The sequence below is a fragment of the Myxococcus sp. AM011 genome (assembly GCF_013372595.1).
GTDB lineage: Bacteria > Myxococcota > Myxococcia > Myxococcales > Myxococcaceae > Myxococcus > Myxococcus eversor.
Map to the genome: position 1 here is coordinate 1 of NZ_JABXEM010000455.1, position 4,595 is coordinate 4,595.

Here is a 4,595-nt window from a genome sequence, read left to right on the forward strand (position 1 = left end):
AGATGTGTATAAGAGGCAGCAGCCCGCCCGTACCTCTGACCGCGAGATACGAGAATCAGCCACATGGCGAATACTCCCCCTGGACCGATTCCAGGGAGAGATGGGGAATACAAGACAAAGACACACACAGGCCGCACACGTGTGCGGGTGCGTCAGACGCGCGCGACGTTCACTCCGGAGTCCACCGCCTGCAGCTCGTCGCCGAAGGACACGTCGACCTTGCCGCCCGCGGGCGGGTCATACGGGGCGCGGCCCACCTGCCTGGTTCCGAAGCGGGGGAAGAAGGGCGCCATGACGTAGGAGCGGAAGCACCAGCCGAAGAAGCTGACGGGCTTGAGCTCCGGGTCGATGTCCGCGGCGATTTTGGCGTGGGCCTCGGGCAGGAGGCTCCAGTGCAGGCCCGGCGTCTCGTGGTGGACCGCGTGCAGGCCGTTGTTGAAGAGGAAGAAGTTGATGAGGCGGCCGGTGAAGCTGCGGCTGTGGTCGTGCTCGCTCCAGGGGTCCGAGTGGACGTGCTGGATGTAGTTGAAGAACATGATGGTCCACAGCGAGAAGAAGGCCGGAATCAGGAACGCGAAGGCCCAGATGCGCAGGCCGCCCGCGATTCCGTGCAGATAAATCGCCAGCCCGACGAGCGCCGCGTGCGTGCCGCCCCAGACGATGTACTGGAGGACGATTTGCCGGAACAGGGCGCGGTTGCGCGTGCGCGCCTTCTCGATGAAGGCCTTCGTCGGCTCCTGCTGCCAGTACGTGGAGACGAAGGGGAAGAGGAAGGCGACGAGGAAGTTGTGCTTCTTCGAGTAGCGCCAGGTGATGGTGGCGTCGCCCGCCTTGTTGACGAACTTGTGGTGGTTGAGGTTGTGCGTCGGAATCCACACGAAGGTGGGGTAGCCGTAGAACAACGACAGCCACATGCCCATCGCCTCGTTCATCTTCCGGTTGCGGAAGGTGGGGCAGTGGTTGTGGTTATGGGCGATGACGCCCGCGGACAGCGCCAGGTAGCACGCGAGCGGGCAGAGGTAGGGGATGAGCGCGGGGGCCGCGTACATCGAGAGGGCCACCACGGCCATCGCCAGGCACCAGAGGAGGGTTCGAATGTCGGCGCGGTAACGGAGCATGGGCGGCAGTCTGCCTGACGCGTCCGTGCAGAACCAAAACTATCGCTCCGGCTCCAGGGCAAGGCCGCCCCCTCCCCCACCATGTAGGGGTGCGGGCGACGGCGCCCCCACCCGGTTTTCCCGGAGTCAGCGGAGCTGAGCGAGCAGCAGCGCCATCATCCCATCCAGGGGCGCGCTGGCGGTGGCGAGGCCCGCTTCGTCGACGGCGCGAGGCATGCCGTAGACGACACAGGAGGACTCCGACTCGGTGAGGATGGTGCCGCCCGCGGCCCGGATGGCGCGCGAGCCCTCCCGCCCGTCGTCGCCCATGCCGGTGAGCACCAGTCCCACCGTGTCCTTGCCCCACGTGCGGGCCGCGCTCTCGAAGAGGACGTCCACGGAGGGGTGGTGCGGCATCTGCACCGGATGTCGGTCCACGCGGCCCAAGGTGAGGGCGCCGTGCCGCTCGATTTTGAGGTGCTGGCCCGCGCGCGCGAGCACGACGCGGCCGGGGCGCAGCTCCAGGCCATCCTCGGCCTCGCGCACCTCCAGCGGGCACAGCGCGTCCAGCCGGCGCGCCACCGCCTCCGTGTAGCCGGGGGGGATGTGCAGCGCGAGCGCCATGGGCGCGGGGAAGTCCGCGGGCACCATCGACAAGAGGCGCGTGAGGGCCTGGGGGCCACCGGTGGACGTGCCCACCACCACCAGGTTGCGCGCCGGCCCCGTCACGGCCAATGCGGACGCCGCGGGGGGCGAGCTGGACGACGGCGGGCGCGCCGGGCGATGGGACACGCGCGCGGCGGTGCGCACCTTCTCCACCAGCTCCGCGCCCAGCTCGTAGAGCCGGTCCGTGGCGAGCGCGGAGGGCTTGTGCACCAGGTCCACCGCGCCGGCCTGGAGGGCGGACACCGCCAGCTCGCTCTCCTCGCCCGCGCTGCTCACCACCACGACGCGCGGCGCGTCCGGCAGGGTGTCCAGGGCCCGCAGCACGCCGAGCCCGTCCAGGCCCGGCATGACCAGGTCCAACGTGAGGACGTCGGGCTTGAGCTCCGACACCTTCTCCAGCGCGTCCAGGCCGTCACGCGCGGTGTCCACCACCTCGATGCCCTGCGCGTTGGAGAGCACCTGGCGCAGCACCTTGCGCGCGAACGCCGAGTCGTCCACCACCAACACGCGAATGGGAGCCACCACCGTCATCCGCCCGCCTTGCCATAGAAGAAGACGCCGCGCCGCTCCTCACAGGAGAGCGCGGTGCCGAAACGCAACAGCGACTCGGAGGTGCCCACCACCAGCTGGCCTCCGGGCTTCAGCGCCTGGGTGAGCGACGCCACCACCCGGCGCGCCGTCTCGTCCTTGAAGTAGATGAGGACATTGCGGCAGAGGATGGCGTCGAACTGCCCCAGCTTCGCCACCACCGCGTCCTCCATCAGGTTGATGCGGCGCCACTCCACCGCGTCCACCAGCTCCTGCTTGGGGCGTACCCGGCCGGCCACCTGCTCCAGCCAGCGCCCCTCCACCCCGGGCGGCAGCGCGCGCGTGGCGCGCAGGTTGTGCTCGCCGGTGCGAGCCCGCTCCAGGGCCCGGGTGCTCAAGTCACTGGCCAGCAGCTCCACGCCGGAGAGCAGCCCCCGGTCCGCCAGCATCATCGCCAGCGTCAGGGGCTCCTCGCCGGTGGAGCACGCCGCGCACCACACCCGGGGCTTCTGGCCGGCGCGAACCCGGGGCGCGAGCACGTCGTCCACCAGCACCGACAAGGGCAGCGGCTCCCGGAAGAAATACGTCTCGTGCACGAGCAGCGAGTCCACCAGGGAATCCAGCGCGGCCGAACCCTCCGGGTCGTACCGGAGGAAGTAGTAGTAGTCGAGCAGCGAGTCGAAGCCCGCCTCCAGCGCCCGGTCGGACACCTTGTCGGACAGCAGCTCCCGGTCCTCCGCCGCGTAATGCAGCCCCGCGCGCTGCTCGATGAGCGCGGCGAGGATGGCGAAGACCTGGGGGGACATCGGCAGGGAAGGCATGAAGTCCTTGTCACTTCCCCAGGGCCACGAGACAGGCCCGCCGGACCTCCGGGTCCTCGTCACGCAGGGAGGCCCGCTCCAGCGCGTCGCGGGACTCCAGGGTCCCCAGCGCGCTCACCGCGGGCACGGCGGCGCGGCGGGCCGAGGCGCTGGAGGTCTCCAGGACTTGAAGGAGCGCGGCGCGCGCGTCCGCCCGACGCATGCGCGCCAGGGCCGCCACCAGCAAGGGCGCCGTCACCTCGTCCGCCACATCCAGCGCGGTGAGCAGCCCCGGCAGCCGGCCCTCCATGGGCAGCGCCAGCGCGCTCACCACCCGCTCGCGCACCGTCATGTCCCCCAGGAGCGACACCAGGGCCTGGGTGGCGGGGACGCCCGGGCGCGTGGCCAGGAAGCCCACCGCCGCGCTGCGCACGCTGTCGTCCCTGTCACTGGCCGCGTGCAGGAGCGCGGGCAGCGTCTCCGGGGCCTCGTACTCGGCCACGGCGGACAGCGCGACCAGGCGCGTGGCGGAGTCCTCGGACGACGAGGCCTCCAGCAACACCGGCAGCGCGTCCTGGCGCCGCGCCACGCCCAACCCCAGGAGCGCGGCGCGCCGCACGTCCGCGTCGGTGCTGGCCGCCGCGCGCCGCAGCGCCGTCATCGCGCTCTCCGTGTGCATGTGCGCCAGCGCGTCCACCACCGCCACGCGCACCTGCCCCGCGTCGTCGTCCGCCAGCGCGACAATCGCGTCAGCGGCGGCCTCCTCGTTGAGCTTCCCCAGCGACTGGCACGCGTAGTAGCGCACCCACGGGTCGCGGTCGTTGAGGCCGCCGAGCAGCGTGGAGGTGATGCGCGCCTCCTTCTCCGTCTGCCCCAGCGCGCGCATGGCCGCGGCTCGCGTGCGCTCCGACTCGTGGGTGGCCGCCATCAACAGCGCGTCCACCGCGCGCGGGTCCTCGATGAAGGGCAGGCCGTAGATGGCCGCGTCGCGCAGCCGCTCGTCCGAGTCGCGCATGGCCGACAGCAGCACCTCCAGGCCTCGGGCATAGCCGAAGTAGGAGATGATGCGCAGCGCCGCGCGGCGCAGACGCGCGTCCGGAGAGCGCGCCGCCTGGAGCGCCAGGGCCTCCGTCTGCTCGCTGCCCAGGGACTGGATGGCGCCCGTGGCGGCCTGCACCACGCGCGCGTCGTCGTCGGTGAGGCGCTGGAAGAGGACGGGCACCGCGGACGTGTCGCCGATGCGAGACAGCGTGTCCGCCGCCAGCGCGCGCACGGACGCCTCCCGGTCCTCCAGACACGCCATCACCTCCGGCACGGCCGAAGCGCGGCGCCCCACCAGGGGCAGCAACACCCGGCGCCGGGCGCTGTCTCCATCCTGGAGCGCCTGGAGAATCTGCTCGTCCGCGTCCGCCCCCAGCTCCGCCAGGGCGCTCGCCGCCGCGCGCGCCACCGTCGGGTCCGGCCCGTCCAACAGCCGCAAGAGGCCCGCCGCCGCGTCCTGGCC

4 protein-coding genes are annotated in these 4,595 nt (G+C 71.6%); all 4 read right to left on the reverse strand.

All coding sequences use genetic code 11. The features are described 5' to 3' along the window. Window positions 1-152: 152 nt before the first annotated feature. A complete protein-coding gene (locus tag HUW62_RS45890) occupies window positions 153-1,118 on the reverse strand; it encodes a fatty acid desaturase (protein WP_176438041.1) in 966 nt (321 codons plus the stop codon). A gap of 126 nt (window positions 1,119-1,244) precedes the next feature. Then, complete coding sequence (gene cheB, locus HUW62_RS45895; protein ID WP_176438042.1) at window positions 1,245-2,294, reverse strand: chemotaxis-specific protein-glutamate methyltransferase CheB; 1,050 nt, start codon at window positions 2,292-2,294, stop codon at window positions 1,245-1,247. Beyond that, on the reverse strand, window positions 2,291-3,112 hold the full coding sequence (locus HUW62_RS45900; protein WP_163870013.1) for a protein-glutamate O-methyltransferase CheR: 822 nt from the start codon (window positions 3,110-3,112) through the stop codon (window positions 2,291-2,293). The genes cheB and HUW62_RS45900 overlap by 4 nt, the downstream gene beginning before the upstream one ends. Before the next feature lie 10 nt (window positions 3,113-3,122). Next, a partial coding sequence (locus HUW62_RS45905; RefSeq protein WP_176438043.1) for a HEAT repeat domain-containing protein occupies window positions 3,123-4,595 on the reverse strand: 1,473 nt, incomplete at its 5' end.

Excerpts from the sequence above, each read along its gene's own strand:
- HUW62_RS45890 (WP_176438041.1), bottom strand. The coding sequence starts at position 1,118 with ATGCTCCGTTACCGCGCCGACATTCGAACCCTCCTCTGGTGCCTGGCG.
- cheB (WP_176438042.1), bottom strand. The coding sequence starts at position 2,294 with ATGACGGTGGTGGCTCCCATTCGCGTGTTGGTGGTGGACGACTCGGCG.
- HUW62_RS45900 (WP_163870013.1), bottom strand. The coding sequence starts at position 3,112 with ATGCCTTCCCTGCCGATGTCCCCCCAGGTCTTCGCCATCCTCGCCGCG.